Origin of the sequence: Rhodococcus sp. P-2, from assembly GCF_016598535.1 — a bacterium.
Lineage (GTDB): Bacteria > Actinomycetota > Actinomycetes > Mycobacteriales > Mycobacteriaceae > Rhodococcus_F > Rhodococcus_F baikonurensis.
In genome coordinates this window covers 3,786,086-3,800,664 of sequence record NZ_CP066779.1, presented here as the reverse complement: position 1 = coordinate 3,800,664, position 14,579 = coordinate 3,786,086, and the positions used below count along the sequence as shown (strand labels likewise).

The 14,579-nt window shown below is 62.1% G+C and carries 13 protein-coding genes; 9 read left to right on the top strand and 4 right to left on the bottom strand.

Translation table 11 applies throughout. The annotated features are described in order from the left end of the window. Nucleotides 1-121: 121 nt before the first annotated feature. Complete coding sequence (gene lanKC, locus I7X09_RS18050; RefSeq protein WP_234036622.1) at nt 122-2,740, bottom strand: class III lanthionine synthetase LanKC; 2,619 nt, start codon at nt 2,738-2,740, stop codon at nt 122-124. A gap of 297 nt (nt 2,741-3,037) precedes the next feature. Between lanKC and I7X09_RS18045 the strand changes: the two genes are divergently transcribed. The 5 genes from I7X09_RS18045 (at nt 3,038) to I7X09_RS18025 (ending at nt 7,147) form a co-directional block, all read left to right on the top strand. Continuing rightward, complete coding sequence (locus tag I7X09_RS18045; RefSeq protein WP_200313191.1) at nt 3,038-3,535, top strand: hypothetical protein; 498 nt, start codon at nt 3,038-3,040, stop codon at nt 3,533-3,535. A 28-nt stretch (nt 3,536-3,563) separates the two neighbouring features. Then, complete coding sequence (locus I7X09_RS18040) at nt 3,564-4,214, top strand: hypothetical protein (RefSeq protein WP_200313190.1); 651 nt, start codon at nt 3,564-3,566, stop codon at nt 4,212-4,214. 308 nt (nt 4,215-4,522) lie between these two features. Continuing rightward, entirely contained in the window at nt 4,523-5,716 is a 1,194-nt protein-coding gene (locus I7X09_RS18035) for a thiolase family protein (RefSeq protein ID WP_095972333.1), read from the top strand. Between the two features lie 29 nt (nt 5,717-5,745). Then, a complete protein-coding gene (locus I7X09_RS18030) occupies nt 5,746-6,507 on the top strand; it encodes a 3-hydroxyacyl-CoA dehydrogenase (RefSeq protein ID WP_200313189.1) in 762 nt (253 codons plus the stop codon). Between the two features lie 13 nt (nt 6,508-6,520). Beyond that, nucleotides 6,521-7,147, top strand: coding sequence for a TetR/AcrR family transcriptional regulator (locus tag I7X09_RS18025; protein ID WP_200313188.1), 627 nt, complete (start codon nt 6,521-6,523; stop codon nt 7,145-7,147). A gap of 87 nt (nt 7,148-7,234) precedes the next feature. Here I7X09_RS18025 and I7X09_RS18020 read toward each other — a convergent pair whose 3' ends face one another. Next, a complete protein-coding gene (locus I7X09_RS18020) occupies nt 7,235-8,857 on the bottom strand; it encodes a long-chain fatty acid--CoA ligase (RefSeq protein WP_200313187.1) in 1,623 nt (540 codons plus the stop codon). A gap of 101 nt (nt 8,858-8,958) precedes the next feature. Further along, nucleotides 8,959-10,644: a dihydroxyacetone kinase family protein gene (locus I7X09_RS18015; protein ID WP_200313186.1), complete on the bottom strand. Its 1,686-nt coding sequence runs from the start codon at nt 10,642-10,644 to the stop codon at nt 8,959-8,961. A gap of 54 nt (nt 10,645-10,698) precedes the next feature. Between I7X09_RS18015 and I7X09_RS18010 the strand changes: the two genes are divergently transcribed. Continuing rightward, a complete protein-coding gene (locus I7X09_RS18010; RefSeq protein ID WP_200313185.1) occupies nt 10,699-11,562 on the top strand; it encodes a patatin-like phospholipase family protein in 864 nt (287 codons plus the stop codon). Next, entirely contained in the window at nt 11,559-12,413 is an 855-nt protein-coding gene (locus I7X09_RS18005) for an LLM class flavin-dependent oxidoreductase (protein ID WP_200313184.1), read from the top strand. Before I7X09_RS18010 ends, I7X09_RS18005 begins: the two co-directional genes overlap by 4 nt. Nucleotide 12,414: 1 nt before the next feature. On the opposite strand, the gene I7X09_RS18000 is transcribed toward I7X09_RS18005, so the two are convergent. After that, on the bottom strand, nt 12,415-13,425 hold the full coding sequence (locus tag I7X09_RS18000) for a threonine aldolase family protein (protein ID WP_095972340.1): 1,011 nt from the start codon (nt 13,423-13,425) through the stop codon (nt 12,415-12,417). Nucleotides 13,426-13,760: 335 nt separating this feature from the next. Between I7X09_RS18000 and I7X09_RS17995 the strand changes: the two genes are divergently transcribed. Further along, complete coding sequence (locus tag I7X09_RS17995) at nt 13,761-14,300, top strand: HNH endonuclease (protein WP_200313183.1); 540 nt, start codon at nt 13,761-13,763, stop codon at nt 14,298-14,300. 19 nt (nt 14,301-14,319) lie between these two features. Continuing rightward, complete coding sequence (locus I7X09_RS17990; protein ID WP_095972342.1) at nt 14,320-14,577, top strand: WhiB family transcriptional regulator; 258 nt, start codon at nt 14,320-14,322, stop codon at nt 14,575-14,577. Nucleotides 14,578-14,579: the final 2 nt, after the last annotated feature.

Sequence of the window (14,579 nt, the reverse complement as noted above, 5' to 3'; positions counted from 1 at the left end):
GATCGGCGTTCTTGCCGATGGATGTCATCGATCGAATTGTCTTGCGGTGCTGATTCCATTTCAGGTTCTTGGCCTGATACTTCCGTGCTCCAATCTGCCGTGGGTGATAACTGTCGAACAATCAGGTGATGTGGCAGTTCGACGCACACATCAGTGGGAACGACGGTCGGCGAGGTGCCGATCCGGTATCTCGGAGCAATGCGAGAATTCCCGCAGATCCGGTTGCCCAGTCTGTCGAGAGCCTCAAATTCTGCTCGCCTGGAAAGTAAAGGCCTCCTGCGTGATCGAGGCTGTGCAAGCCCAGAAGCTGGAACTGCTGCGCAAGCGTCTGTTCGCAATCGGCGCCGGCATATGGAGTCTTGGAGAGTTCGCCGAGGAAGAGAATCAGCCCGGCTCTCCCGTTGAGTAGTCCGGCTTGGGCAGTGAATTCGACGGCGGCAGCGCGGGCTATGGCGAGTAGGGCAGACGCATAGCGCGGTTCGTCGACATGTCGCACTAGTTGTAGAAGCACCAGGCCCACACCGACGGATCCCGATCCCAGATACGGCATTGTCCGGCGCTCTTCTCTCAGCTGCATCGAACCGTCAGGGCACATCTGCATCACGGACAGGTCGATGTCGACAAGCTGTCGTGCGTGTTCCAGTGATCGAGGATCGCCGGTCCGTTCGTAGTGGCGAGTCCAGAACAACGCTTGCCCGCTCGGCCCTCTCATCAAGCCGCCGCGACCCGCTGTCGCCCAGGCTATTCCGTCGTCGGAGCGAACATGTGCGCGAGCCTCCGGAAGGCGATCCCGCAGAGTCTCGGTGACGAGAGCGAGCGCTGACGACGCCGCCGGACATGACTCCGATTCCTCGAGTAGAAGGCAGCTGATTCCGGAAAGGCCTTGGAAGAGGCTGGAATCGAGCTCGTCGAGTGGAGCTTTACACAAAGTCTCGACCCATCTGTCGGCAGTCGAGTGTCGTCCTAGTTGCCGAAAGGTGTGCACCGCACCCGCGAGTCCGTCGAAGAATCCGAACTGTGGCTGCGTATCCGAATCAACCTGGTGTTCAGTCCATTCCAGAACTGACTCCAAGGTGTCGGTGGGCAGATCATCGGCGAGCAGGTTTCCGCACGAGCCGTGCGCAATGCAGTAGCCGTTCACTTCGAATTGGGCGATGTCTCCGGGAAAGAGTCGATCAGAGCGGGAGAGATCGAGCGAGGCGAGGATGCCGCAACGCAATCGAGCGTCCGTACGCTGCAGAGATTCCCTCGACGACGTGTCCCAACGATGACGGCGGTTCTCCGGTTCCGGCGTGTGTACGTCGAGCATCGAGTAGAGCGAGGCCCGGAAGGTGCGAGGTAGATCGAATCGAGACACCGCGTAGTCGATGAGTTCGGGAATCTTGTTGTGATCGAGAGGGAACAATGTAGTAAGTGGGACAAAGAGTCCCAGCTCGATGCATCCCAAGGAGTAGCGGTCCGCATCGACACCTTTCAGCTGTGGCGGTGCGGTGTATCCGGGTGCTCCGGTGGACCGGGGCGGATACTCGTCGATGTTGTGTGCCATCTCGAAGTCGACTATCCGAATACCCGAGGGTGAGCACAGGACGTTGCCGGGGTGAAGGTCGGCATGAACGATTCCGGCGCTGTGGAAGCTCTCGACCGCGGTGGTCAACTGTCGTGCGATGTCGAGCGCCCAGGTCCTGTATTCCGTTCGGGAACTGAGTGTCTGGTCGGCACGGATGAGCGGATAGCGGATCGCGATTTCCTGATTCAGGGGTGTACCGGGAGCGCGCTCGGTGACAAGGAAGTGGTGGCCTTCGCGCTCGAACAGGCTGGTCGCAGAAGGTGAGTACGGGTTGTCGGCAAGGTGAGTCAGCTTGTCGTACTCGTTACGAATGCGGTCGATTGCGTATCGGCCGTTGGCGTCCGGGGCGGTAAAGGGTCGGCCTTCTTTGATGACCAGATCGATGCCGGCGTCACCCTGTGCAGTGTAGATCCCTCCGCTGTTGCTGAAGTGCAGGGCTTCACTGATCGAATAGGGGAAGGCGTCGCGTGATTTCAGCTTGTCTTGCTGTGCGCGAACAAAGTCCGGGATTTGTACCCAGTCCGGAGTTCTGAAGGAAGTGCCGCGCACATCGGGTTCGAGCGATCCGTCAGGACGCCGAATTGCCGGGACGCTATCGCCGAATGAATCGTAGGTCTGCATGGGCAGATATGCGCCGTACCGTAAGTAGAGCGGTCCCCGGTTCCATCGCACATCGCTGAGGATGTACGGCCCGTCGGCACCGGTGACAAGCTCGTCCAGTTCGATGATGACACGTTGTGTGGCAACGCCATCCGTCGGATAAATCGTGATGAATTTTCCGCTGGATGTTCGATTGGCCTGCTTGCTGTTGGATAACATGAGGTCTGTTGCCGTCCGAAGAAATTTGAACGGCACGTGATTGCGGCCGCAATACGCGGAAACGGTGTCGAGCAGCTCCTGCGCGTTGGCTTGGGTAGCGGAGCAGTGAATCTTCCATCCTTGTTCTGGCAGCAGACCGTCGGTCGGTTGGAAGTAGTTCCACGGCCCGCTTTGGGGGCCGCGCCGCCAGAGCGACCAATCCACCGACTTTGCGGGGATAAAGTGCTGGTCACTCGATGTATCAGCTCGGGTGACCGTTCTGATTCGGTCGTAGAAATGCGAGTCGGCACGTGTGAAGGCAACGTATCGCAGGTCCACGCTCAACCTCCCGGTCAGTCCCCCTGCGGTTGTCATCGATTGGTGCCACGCCCCGAATCCCCTGTGGCTTGAATTGCTTGTGGCGGAAGATTATCCGATTTCGGACATTTCGGGCGAGATTTGCAAACTATCATCCAAAAGTACTAAGGGATGTCCGGACGGCCAGGTTGTGTCGCGCGGTCGAACCAATTGTCGCGTGCAGCGCACGAGCGTTGGGAGCGTCGCAGCCTCGTTGATCCAATTTGTTTACGTTGTCTGTCAATATTATTCGACTGCTCGACCGGTTTTCCGACTTCCAGTCGAGGTAAATCGCCCTGGCGTTGCGTCTAAAGTATGAACTATCTGCCTTTTCTTGACTTTTTCGACAAAGCGGGAAAACTGGTACCTGTTCTAGGGTTTCGGGATGCGAGAACTCTTCTCGCCGGCACTGGACGCAGGATGCGATTCTTCTGCATTGCTGCGAAGGCTTACCCCTATATCGATGTCTACCGCCGGCCATGTGTGGACTTTGCAGAGCTGAAATCTGCTATCAGGCTGTCCTGCAACGGTATTCGAATTTGTCTCGCCTTCGGGATGTGTCTCCCCGGCATGGCGCTGTATCCGAGTTTTCGTTCTGACAACGTGCAGGGAGGAGGAGATTTTCTTTGCGATGATGTCGCGATTCGAAATCGATTGCGACATTTCATCTTGTTGAACGTCAATCGTTTCTCAACGAAAGAAAAGGTTCAAAATGACTGTATCTCTCGCTCGGCGTGCCGGAACTACTGCTGCGATCTCTGCGGCAGCATTTGGATTGGTGTTTGCGGCAACGGTGCCGGCGTCCGCCCATAACGTGACGACGAATTACAACAATGCTTGCATGGGTGACCCCAATTCATCCATTGCGGGCAATGTTCATCAGCCGCTTCAGGCTCATTCCATGTCGGTTGCGCACTCGTCGTCGACGCCGGGCACCTACACGATTCAGCCAGGCTCGCAGACTGTTCCGACCAGTGGCGGTGGTGCCACGGTTGTCAACCTGAATCGATTGAACCTCGTATTCAAGATCGATCCGGTGACCTTCACGTCGGCGTCCATCGTCTCCGGGACGGGTAGTGGATTCAGTGGTACTCCGGTGGTCACTCGAGTGAACGCAAGTGGTGCCGCGGACGCTGCAGGATCCTACCTTTCCCTCAACGGGGGAGTCGGAACAACGATTGCGGGTGCGAGTCCGGGCGGCTCGAATACCTCTGATGCGGGTTTGACCGCGCTTGCCGGCGCCACCTTCACGCTGCCTTCGGTCCAAGTTGTCACGACGTCCTCCAACCCGGCGGTTTACATCAACACCGACGGTGATGCCGGGAAGTACGCAAACCCGAAGAACTACATGACGTTCCTGTCGAAGGCGACACTGTTCGGAACTCAGTACGCCCCGACGATGTGCTTGGCAACGGATGTCACTCCGCGGACCGACTCGAATATCGGTTCCGTTCTGACGCCGAACGGCGGAGCGGCCAACCTGCACCCGTGATTGGCGGCGCTGGTACCGCACACCGAGTCGATGTGACCCCCAGCGTGCGCTGAACATGAAGCGTCGTAATGCTCGGTGAGAAGTCGCCCCACGCCTGTCCGGGTGTGGGGCGACTTCTTCATTTCGTGACTTTATTGCCGTTTTGTGACCTCGTGGCTGTGGTTTCCCTTGACGGGCGTGTTGGCAGGATGGTAGTTGTTTAGCGAGCGCTAAGTCAGGGTGCTCCCTCGATCTCGGTCCGGTGCCCGGCGCCACGAAACTCGGGTGCCGGACCGCCCCAGCAATGCACGTCCTCGAAGGGAACGAAGATGACCAAGGCAGTGATCGTCGATGTAGTCCGGATCGCGTCCGGCAAGGGGAAGCCGGGCGGAGCACTGTCCGGGACGCACCCTGTCGAACTGATGGCCCACGTTCTGCGTTCCATCACTTCCCGAAACGGCCTCGACCCCGCCCTGGTGGACGACGTGATCGGCGGTTGCGTCGGCCAGGCCGGTGAGCAGGCGCTCAACATCACCCGCAGCGCGGTCCTCTCGGCAGGGTTCCCCGAGTCGGTACCCGCCACCACGATCGATCGCCAGTGCGGATCAAGTCAGCAAGCTGCGCACTTTGCGGCGCAAGGCGTGATCGCCGGAGCCTACGACATCGTGATCGCGGCGGGCGTCGAATCTATGAGTCGTGTCCCGATGGGCACCACGACGATGGGGAAGGACGCGTCCGGTCCGGGCATCGCGGCTCGGTACCCCGAAGGCCTGGTCAATCAGGGCATCTCCGCGGAGTTGATCACCGCGAAGTGGAAGTTCGACCGCGAGGCTCTCGACGCATTCGCCGCGCAGTCCCACCAGCGGGCAGCGGAGGCAGCGGCGAAGGGACTCTTCGACAAGGAGATCCTGCCGATCTCGGTGACCAACGCCGCCGGTGAGACCGTCTCGCACACCGTCGACGAGACGGTTCGCGCGTCCACCACCGCCGAGGGCCTCGCCGGCTTGAAGCCGTCGTTCTACTCGGAGAAGTACGCGCAGCGCTTCCCCGAGGCGCAATGGTCGATCACTCCCGGCAACTCGTCGCCGCTCACCGACGGCGCATCCGCGGCACTGATCATGAGCGAAGAAATGGCGTCGAAGCTGGGGCTGACCCCGCGAGCACGCTTCCACTCCTTCTCCGTCGCGGGCGACGACCCGATCTTCATGCTCACCGCGCCCATCCCGGCCACCCACAAGGTGCTCGCTCGCGCCGGTCTGAGCATCGACGACATCGATACCTACGAGGTCAACGAGGCATTTGCCCCGGTGCCGCTCGCCTGGGCTCACGAGTTCGGCGCCGACCCGGCAAAGCTCAACCCGTGGGGCGGCGCCATTGCCCTCGGACACGCCCTGGGGTCCTCGGGTACTCGTCTGCTGACCACGATGGTCAACCATCTCGAGGCCACCGGCGGACGCTACGGACTGCAGACCATGTGCGAGGGCGCCGGCATGGCCAACGCCACCATCATCGAACGCATCTGAAACACATAACCTTTCGAAAGGGAACTCTCATGATCGTCAACGACAGCGTCGCCGTCGTCACCGGTGGAGCATCCGGCCTCGGCCTGGCCACCACCAAAGCTCTTCTTGCCGACGGCGCCAGCGTCGTCATCATCGACCTTCCGTCGTCGAACGGTGAAGCCATCGCCAAGGAACTCGGCGACCGAGTCCGCTTCGCGGCGGCAGACGTCACCGACGAGGCCGCGGTCACCGCTGCACTCGACGTGGCCGAGTCACTCGGGCCCCTGCGCGTGGCAGTCAACTGCGCGGGAATCGGCAACGCAGTCAAGACGGTCAGCAAGAAGGGCGCCTTCCCGCTCGACGCGTTCAAGAAGGTCGTCGACGTCAACCTGATCGGCACCTTCAACGTCCTTCGTCTTGCTGCGGAACGTATTTCGAAGATCGAACCCATCGACGGCGAACGCGGCGTCATCATCAACACCGCCTCGGTCGCAGCGTACGACGGTCAGATCGGACAGGCTGCGTACTCCGCATCGAAGGGTGGCGTCGTCGGTATGACGCTCCCCATCGCCCGTGACCTCGCGTCGCTGCTGATCCGCGTCAACACCATTGCTCCCGGCCTGTTCAAGACCCCGTTGCTGGCAGGACTGCCTGAAGCCGCCCAGGCGTCGCTGGGGCAGCAGGTGCCCCACCCCTCTCGTCTGGGCGATCCCAGCGAGTACGGCGCGCTCGCTGCGCACATCGTCTCCAATCCGATGCTCAACGGTGAGACGATTCGCCTCGACGGTGCAATCCGTATGGCACCGCGGTAATTTCGGCCAATACATGACTGGCGAGGTGGAGTCGGTGAATTCGGTGGCCGTGGACTGGAGGTCCTTCCCGCCGCTGGTGATGACCGACATCCTGACGGCTTCGCTCGAGTTGTTCGACGAGAACGGTTACCACGGCACGACGGTGCGGCAGATCGCCAATCGTGTCGGGGTAACCGTTCCCGCGCTCTATTATCACCACGCGAACAAAGAGGCAGTCCTCGTCGCTCTGTTCGAGATCTCGATGAGTGAGCTGAATACCAGAACCGAAGCGGCAGAGGCGGAAGCCGGCGAAAACCTGGTACGACGCTTCGCCTTGGTGGTGGAGGCGATCGTTCTCTACATGACCCACCGATCGCGGCATGCTGCGTTGGACACCGAGATCCGGCATGTCTCACAGGAAAGCCGCAGCCGATACGCCGCCAGTCGTAAGCGGCTCGAGTTGCTCATGCGCAGGATCGTCGACGACGGTGTGGCATCTGGAGATTTCTCGGTCGCCGACACCGAAGAGACTGTCCGGGCAATACTCGGCATGGCCCAGTCGCTACCGCGTTGGTTTCAGACCGGCGGCCCGATGTCACCGTCGCAATTGGCGCAGAAGTACGTCGACATCACATTTCACACGGTCGGGTATCGTCCGTAAAAGTGTCTCGGCCTGAACGAAGGTGGGCAACAGGTCGAAAACCTGTTGCCCACCTTCGGTATTCGTACTTCAGGATCCCAACCCGGGTCAGAGTCGCGTGACTTCGAGTCCGCCCTCGTGGTAGTCGGCCCTCAAGCGCTTCTTGTCGAACTTGCCGACGCTCGTCTTCGGGACTTCCTGAACCACAGCCCAGTTCTCGGGGAGCTGCCACTTGGCGACCTTGTCCGAAAGGTACTGCTGCAGTTCGGACATCGTGGTCTCGGAACCGGCGCGAAGAACAACCGCGACCAACGGGCGCTCGTCCCACTTCTCGTCCGGCACGCCGATGACGGCAGCTTCGGTGACGTCGGGGTGACCCATCACGGCGTTCTCGAGGTCGACCGATGAGATCCATTCGCCGCCGGACTTGATGATGTCCTTGGAGCGGTCGGACAAGCTCAGGAAGCCGTCGGCCGTGATGGATCCGACGTCGCCGGTCTTGAGCCAGCCGTCGTTGAACTTGTCTTCCGCATCGACGCCGTAGTACGACCCGGTGATCCAGGGTCCGCGCACTTCGAGTTCGCCGACGGAAACACCGTCGTGTGCAACAACTTTACCGTCGTCGTCGATGAGACGTGCCTGGACCGATGCCGGGAAGCGGCCCTGTGAGTAGCGGTACTTCCACATCGCGTCGCCGGTGACACCGGCCGGCGGGCGGGCAACGGATCCGAGCGGGGAGGTTTCGGTCATGCCCCAGGCGTGCAGGACCGAGACGTTGTGATCGGCTTCGAACGCGTGCATGAGTGCGGGCGGTACCGCGGACCCGCCGATCAGAACCTCGCGCATCGAGGAGATGTTCTGCGGGTTCTGCTCGAGGTAGAGGTGCAGGCCCTGCCAGATGGTGGGTACGGCTGCGGCGAACGTCGGCTTCTCGCTGGCGATGATCGCTGCCAACGGGGCAGGCTGGAGGAAGCGGTCGGGCATGATCAGCGAAGCACCGATCATGAATGCGGCGTAGGGGAGTCCCCACGACATGGCGTGGAACTGAGGTACCACGGCGAGTGCACGATCGCCCTGTGCGAGGTTGGGGCCGTCGCTCATGCAGACCTGCATGGAGTGCAGGTAGATCGAACGGTGGGAGTAAACGACGCCCTTGGGGTCGCCCGTGGTACCGGACGTGTAACACATTGCGGCAGCGCTGAGTTCGTCGACCTCTGGCCAGTCGAACTCGGTGGGCTGATCGGCGATCAAGCCCTCGTAGGTGTGAACCTGCACGCCCTCGGGAGCTTCGAGCCCTGCAGTGGAGGAGCCGGTGACGATGATGTGCTTGACGGTCGTCAGTGACGGAAGCTGCGGGGAGAGAAGCGGAATCAGAGACGGATCGACGATGATCACGCGGTCCTCGGCGTGATTGGCGACGTGGATCAACTGCTCCGGGAACAGGCGAATGTTCAGCGTGTGGAGCACGGCGCCCATCGAGGGGATCGCCAGGTACGCCTCGAGGTGCTCGGAGTTGTTCCACATGAACGTGGCGACTCGCTCGTCACCCTCGACCCCGAGTCCGCGCAGGGCGTGTGCGAGCTGTGCGCAGCGCTTGCCGACGTCAGCGTAGGACACACGGCGCGGGCCTGACTCGGTCCACGTGACAACTTCGGAGGCGCCGTGAACGGAGGCGCCGTGGCGCAGAAGTTGAGCAATGGAGAGGGGGGCGTCTTGCATGGTGCTCAGCATGGGCTGCTCCTGTGTGGTGAGTGAGACCGGTGCTTTTGCCCACGGGCCGTCACAAACGATGTGCTGTGGCTGCCAGATTAGTCACAGCTCCGAAGTGCTCGCTAGTGACCCACTGCACTGGCGAAGAACCACGCTATGAGTAGCGCCCCCGGATCGACCACTCCGCGAGCGGCTTCGCCCACATAACTTGCACGTCCGCGGTTCGCGAGCATGGTTTCGGTCGACTCAGCCCCGGCCCTTGCCGCGTCCGCTGCGCTCGCCAGAGCAGTGTCCCGATCCGCTTCTGCGGTCACGGATTGTTCCAACGACTCGACCGCCGGAACTATCGCGTCGACCATCGTCTTGTCGCCGACGCGTGCGCCGCCGAGCGAGGTGATGTTGTCGAGCCCCGCCCGCGCTGCAGCCGCGATCGCACCGAGGCCGAGTTCGGAGTCCGCCGAGTCTGCGGCGACGCGGAAGAAATGCCGGAACCAGATGCCGAACAACGCGCCGGACGTACCACCGGCATGGCCGAGGTACGCCTGTGAGACTGCATCGAATATCGTTGCGGTGGAATATGTGTCACGGATCGCCGAGATGTCGAGCTGATCCAGTGCGGCCACCATGTTGGTTCCGAAATCGCCGTCGCCCGCGCGTCGATCGAGATCGGTCAGTGCCGGCTCCTGCTCCAGTACCTTTTCGGCCCAGTCCGCAATCCAGCTGCCGACGAAGCTGCTTTCGGCCGTGCGTGAGGTGTCGGCTGTGAATGTGGGACCGAATGATTCGCGCTTGCCGACACCGGTGTACTCACGCGCCATAGCATTCGGCCAGGCGGGCGCTTTTGTTGGTGCGTCCCATAATTCGAGGATTTCTTTGTCTGTGCGAACAAGGGTGATGGATGCCCCGGCCATGTTCAATGCAGTGACGAACGTTCCGATCAATGTCCGCTCGATGTGAATTCCCTGTTCGTCCAGATATTCTCCGAGTTCGGCGAACAGTATTTGCAACTCCAGCGGGTGGGTTGCACCGAGACCGTTGACGACGGCGATGACGCGATCACCTTCGGCGAGACTCAGGGACTTGATGATCGGGTCCGTCAGCCGCTGCACCAATTCCGGTGCGGGCAGGGCGTCCACGCGTTCTGTGCCGCGTTCGCCGTGGATTCCGATACCGAGTTCCATCTGGCCGTCCGGTAGGTCGAAGGACGGCTCGTCAGCCCCCGGCAAAGTACACGGGCGCAGAGCGACGGCCATGCTTCGTGCGGAGTGCGCGACGTGTTGTCCGATCCGGGTCACCTCGGCCAGGTCGTCGCCGCGGGCGGCGGAAGCGCCGCAGACCTTCTCCACCACGATGGTTGCCGCAGTACCGCGTCGCCCCGGGCCGCTGCCGTCCGCGCGTTCCGTCGCGACGTCGTCGTCCACCAGCACGACGTCTGTGTCGATCTTGTCCTCGCGTAGCAACTCTCGCGCGATGCCGAAGTTCATCACGTCGCCGGTGTAGTTCTTCACGACGTGCAGAACGCCGCCGCCCGCATCGGCAGCCTTGGATCCCTCGTGGATCTGAAGTGCATTGGGTGAACTGAAGACCAAACCGGGGCAGACGGCCGTGAGCATTCCTTCGCCGATGAATCCGGCGTGCATGGGTTCGTGACCGGAACCGCCACCGGAGACGAGTGCGACACGTCCGCGGGGAAGTGGTGTCGCGCGAGTGAGGTATCCCGGGTCGGGATTCCACGCGATGTCGTCGGTGGATGCGATCAACCCGCGGAGTGCGTCGGGAACAAATGTCTTTGCGCTGCGCATGAACATCACTTCAGAGTAGGTCTAACGTCGACTTCGGGCACGGATCACGATCGACGAGAGGTGGACGGCGTGAAATTGGGGTTGGTACTTGCCGGTGGCGGCGTAGCAGGAATTGCCTGGGAAACAGGTTTTCTGTTGGGCGTTCAGGAAAAATCTCCGGACGCTGCCGCAGCGTTGCTGACGGCGGACGTGTTGATCGGCACATCAGCAGGTTCCACGGTGAGCGCTCAGATTGCGGGCGGTGCAACACTGCAGGAACTTTTCGACGCTCAAACAGCGGAGGCGACCGGGGAGCTCGACCCGAAGATCGATGTCGAGATTCTCGGTCAGATGTTCGTCGACGCGATTGCAGGATCGCAGGACCGGGCCGAGCAACTCCGTGCGCTCGGCGAGGCGGCGACGGACGCCGACACCGTCGAACCCGCCGAGCGTCGTGCGGTCATCGAGGCGAGGCTGCGCAATCGCGTGTGGCCCGATCGCGAGTTGCGCATCCCGGCGATCAACACACGGACCGGTGAGTTGAGGGTGTTCGGCAATGCCGACGGCGTAGACCTGGTCGACGCAGTCGGAGCGAGTTGCGCCGTCCCCGGGGTGTGGCCGGTAGTCACGATCGACGGCGAGCGGTACATGGACGGCGGAATGGCAAGTGGCTCGAATGTTCAGTTGGCTGCCGACTGCGATGTGATCGTGGTTCTTTCACCTGCAGCCGACCCCGCCCCGAATCTTCTCGGCGGCAGTCTACGAGAGGAAATCGATGTGATGGCGCCCAAGCGCGTGCTGCCGATCTTCGCCGACGACGCCGTCGTCGAAGCGATCGGAACCAACTCCCTCTCGCCGACAACCAGACGTCCGGCAGCTGAACTCGGCCGCGAACAGGGCCGACGAACAGCCGACGAGATCGCCGCGTTTCTGGTGACGGCATGAGCGCCCCACGGATCGCCGTCGTCGTGCGCCCGGAGCAGTCCCCGGAGGATCTGGTTCGGCATGCGAGGTATGCCGACGAAGTGGGTATCGAGGAGGTCTGGCTGTGGGAGGACTGCTTCTTCGGCGGAGGAATTGCCACTGCTGCAACTGTATTGGCTTCAACCGAACGTCTGGGAGTGGCGATCGGTGTGCTGCCGACCCCGATGCGCAACACTGCGATCACGGCGATGGAGGTTTCGGCGCTGGCCAGAGCTCATCCGGATCGACTGCGGGTCGGCTTCGGTCACGGCGTGCAGAGTTGGATGCGGCAGATCGGCGCCAAGGCCGAATCGCCGTTGACCCTCCTCCGGGAGCAGTTCGGAGCAGTCGAGCGGCTACTGCGCGGTGAGTCGGTGACGGTTTCCGGTCGATACGTCAATCTCACGGACGTCGAGCTGGCGTGGCCCCCGGAGAAGGTGCCGCAGTTGCTCGTCGGTGCCACGGGGCCAAAGACTTTGGCGCTCAGTGGCGAGTTGGCTCAGGGCACCGTGCTCTCGGGAGGGACGACCCCGGACGGCGTGCGCCGAGCGATCGCTCACATCGGAACGCAGGATCACGAGGTGGTCGTTTACGTCATCTGTGCGTTTGGTTCTGGCGGTCGTGAGCGCGCCCTTGCCGAAGCCTTGGGGTCCGGGTGCGAGTCGCCGGAGGAAGCGATTGCCGTGGGCACTGCGGCCGACGTTGCGGCAGCAGCGCAGCGATGGGCGGACGCGGGTGCGACCACCGTGGTACTCCAACCGACCGTTGACGAGCCGGACGTCCGAGAGTTCATTCGCCTTGTCGCGCAGGAGGTTCAACCGTTTCTGGCGTAGTTCAGGAGGCTATTCGGGACAGAACGGCGTCGATGTCGGCAGTGCTCACGTCTCGATGTGTCACGAACCGAACCTTCCCGGCAACGGTGACCGCGCCGACGTCGACAGCGGCCAGCTGAGCGACGGTGGCCGACGGATCGGCCGTGGCAGCGAGAACGATGTTGGTGGCGGGTTCGTCGACAGCCCAGCCGCGCTCACGAAGGCCCGACGCGAGGCGCTGCGCATTGTCGTGATCGTCCGACAATCGAGCTTGTGAGCGAAGCGCGACTATGCCGGCCGCGGCCAGCACGCCACCCTGGCGAACGCCGCCGCCGAGCATCTTGCGGATCCTTCGGGCTTCGGTGATCAATTCGGGTGATGCGGCCAGTATCGAGCCGACGGGCGCACCGAGTCCCTTGCTCAGGCACACCTGGACGGTATCGGCGCCGGAAGTCAACTCGGTAGGCGAAACGTCCAGTGCAGCAGCGGCATTCCAGAGACGGGCGCCGTCGAGGTGAACCTTCAAGTCGCGTGATCGCGCCGCGTCGACCAGCGTCGTCCATTCGGTTGGATTCATGACGGCGCCACCGGCGAAGTTGTGCGTGTTTTCCAGGCAGAGCAGCGTGGTGTTCAACGTGAAGTACGGGCCGGGGGAGCCTGCCGCCTTCACGACGGTCTCCGGGCTGGGACGTCCCGGTCCGCCGTCGTGCGGCAGCGCCACCGGCATTCCCTGGGCGAGCCAGGCGGCGGTGCCCAACTCGGAACCCAAGACGTGAGAGTGTTCCGGTGCCAGGAACTGATCGCCGCGGCGAAGGTGCAACATCAGCGCGATCAAGTTGCCCATCGATCCGCTCGGCACCCACAGCGCCGCCGGAAACCCCAGAGTGTGCGCCACTTCTTCCTCGAGCGCCGCCATGGTGGGGTCGTGGTCGAGGACGTCGTCACCGACCTCGGCGTCGGCCATGGCCTTGCGCATTTCCGCATCAGGCTTGGTGACGGTGTCCGAACGTAGGTCGATGTACGACGAAGTCATGGCTCATTCGATCAAGTTGCGCGATCCGGCGTCAAACCGCGATGTTTTCAGGACGACTGTTCCGACCTGATAAATCGATACCGCGAAGGGCATCTCCCGTGTGATGATGGGCGCCGGCATTCGCCGGTGAAGCGAACAAGAAGTGGAAGGGGACAGGCATGCGCGACTGGAAGCAAGCGTTGCACCTGCGCGGGCACTCACCCCGCGGCATTTCCCGTCCCGCATTCGGGGAACAGAGTGGCGCTGGATATATGCCGTTCCCCAGTTATCGCACTTGCTCCTGACCAGTCTTCGTGTCCAGGAGTTCCACTCCTCGACATGAACTGAGACTTCCCATGCGGAACCTGAACCGCGCATCTACCGGCGGCCCTCACAGCTGGATGAACCGACCCGTCCGTGTTCTCAACGCCACGTACGAGTACCTCGGTGAAGTGAGCGCCGATCGTGCGGTGGTCCTCATCGCCACCGGTTCCGCGCGCTCCACCGAAGACGTGATTCCGATATTTCCGGTGCGCTCCAAGCACGTCGAGATCCCACTGCCGCGCACAATCCTGCTCGCCGAGTACGTGTATGTCGCCCACCGGGTCACGGTCACCGATTCCAGCAGGGCGACGTTCGCCGGCATCTTCGACCGGGACGGTCGTCAATGTGCGTACTGCGCCGACCGGGCAACGACCATCGACCACGTCCAGCCGCGAAGCCGCAACGGGCCGAACACGTGGGGAAATCTGGTGGCCTGCTGCAGTTCCTGCAATCAGCGCAAAGCGGACCGCACACCGGCTGAGGCCGGTATGCGGCTGCTGTGGGAACCGAAGGCACCTCGACGCATCGAGAAGGTGCAGCAGAAGATCTGGCGTGAACTGAGTCGGACGTGACGGTCGAAGGGAGTAAGGAATGAGCACTGACGAAATCTCGAATCTGGCTGAGCTTCTGCCGATCTCGGACGGACGGACCTGGTGGCAGGCGGAATGCCGAGGAGACCCCGAGCCGGACCGTTGGTTTCCCTTCCCGTCAGAGGGATACGACTACGCGACCGACGTGTGCAACAGATGCCCGATCGCGACTTCGTGTCGTGAATTCGCCTCTGTCACTGGTCAGACCGGAATCTGGGGTGGAGTGAAATTCGAGCAGGGCAGGATCGTCGCGGCGTGAGA

Coding starts and splice junctions, on each gene's coding strand:
- I7X09_RS18040 (WP_200313190.1), top strand. CDS start 3,564: ATGGGTGACCCCAATTCATCCATTGCGGGCAATGTTCATCAGCCGCTT.
- I7X09_RS17995 (WP_200313183.1), top strand. CDS start 13,761: ATGCGGAACCTGAACCGCGCATCTACCGGCGGCCCTCACAGCTGGATG.
- I7X09_RS18025 (WP_200313188.1), top strand. CDS start 6,521: ATGACTGGCGAGGTGGAGTCGGTGAATTCGGTGGCCGTGGACTGGAGG.
- I7X09_RS18035 (WP_095972333.1), top strand. CDS start 4,523: ATGACCAAGGCAGTGATCGTCGATGTAGTCCGGATCGCGTCCGGCAAG.
- I7X09_RS18020 (WP_200313187.1), bottom strand. CDS start 8,857: ATGCTGAGCACCATGCAAGACGCCCCCCTCTCCATTGCTCAACTTCTG.
- I7X09_RS18030 (WP_200313189.1), top strand. CDS start 5,746: ATGATCGTCAACGACAGCGTCGCCGTCGTCACCGGTGGAGCATCCGGC.
- lanKC (WP_234036622.1), bottom strand. CDS start 2,740: ATGACAACCGCAGGGGGACTGACCGGGAGGTTGAGCGTGGACCTGCGA.
- I7X09_RS18045 (WP_200313191.1), top strand. CDS start 3,038: ATGAACTATCTGCCTTTTCTTGACTTTTTCGACAAAGCGGGAAAACTG.
- I7X09_RS18000 (WP_095972340.1), bottom strand. CDS start 13,425: ATGACTTCGTCGTACATCGACCTACGTTCGGACACCGTCACCAAGCCT.
- I7X09_RS17990 (WP_095972342.1), top strand. CDS start 14,320: ATGAGCACTGACGAAATCTCGAATCTGGCTGAGCTTCTGCCGATCTCG.
- I7X09_RS18005 (WP_200313184.1), top strand. CDS start 11,559: ATGAGCGCCCCACGGATCGCCGTCGTCGTGCGCCCGGAGCAGTCCCCG.
- I7X09_RS18015 (WP_200313186.1), bottom strand. CDS start 10,644: ATGTTCATGCGCAGCGCAAAGACATTTGTTCCCGACGCACTCCGCGGG.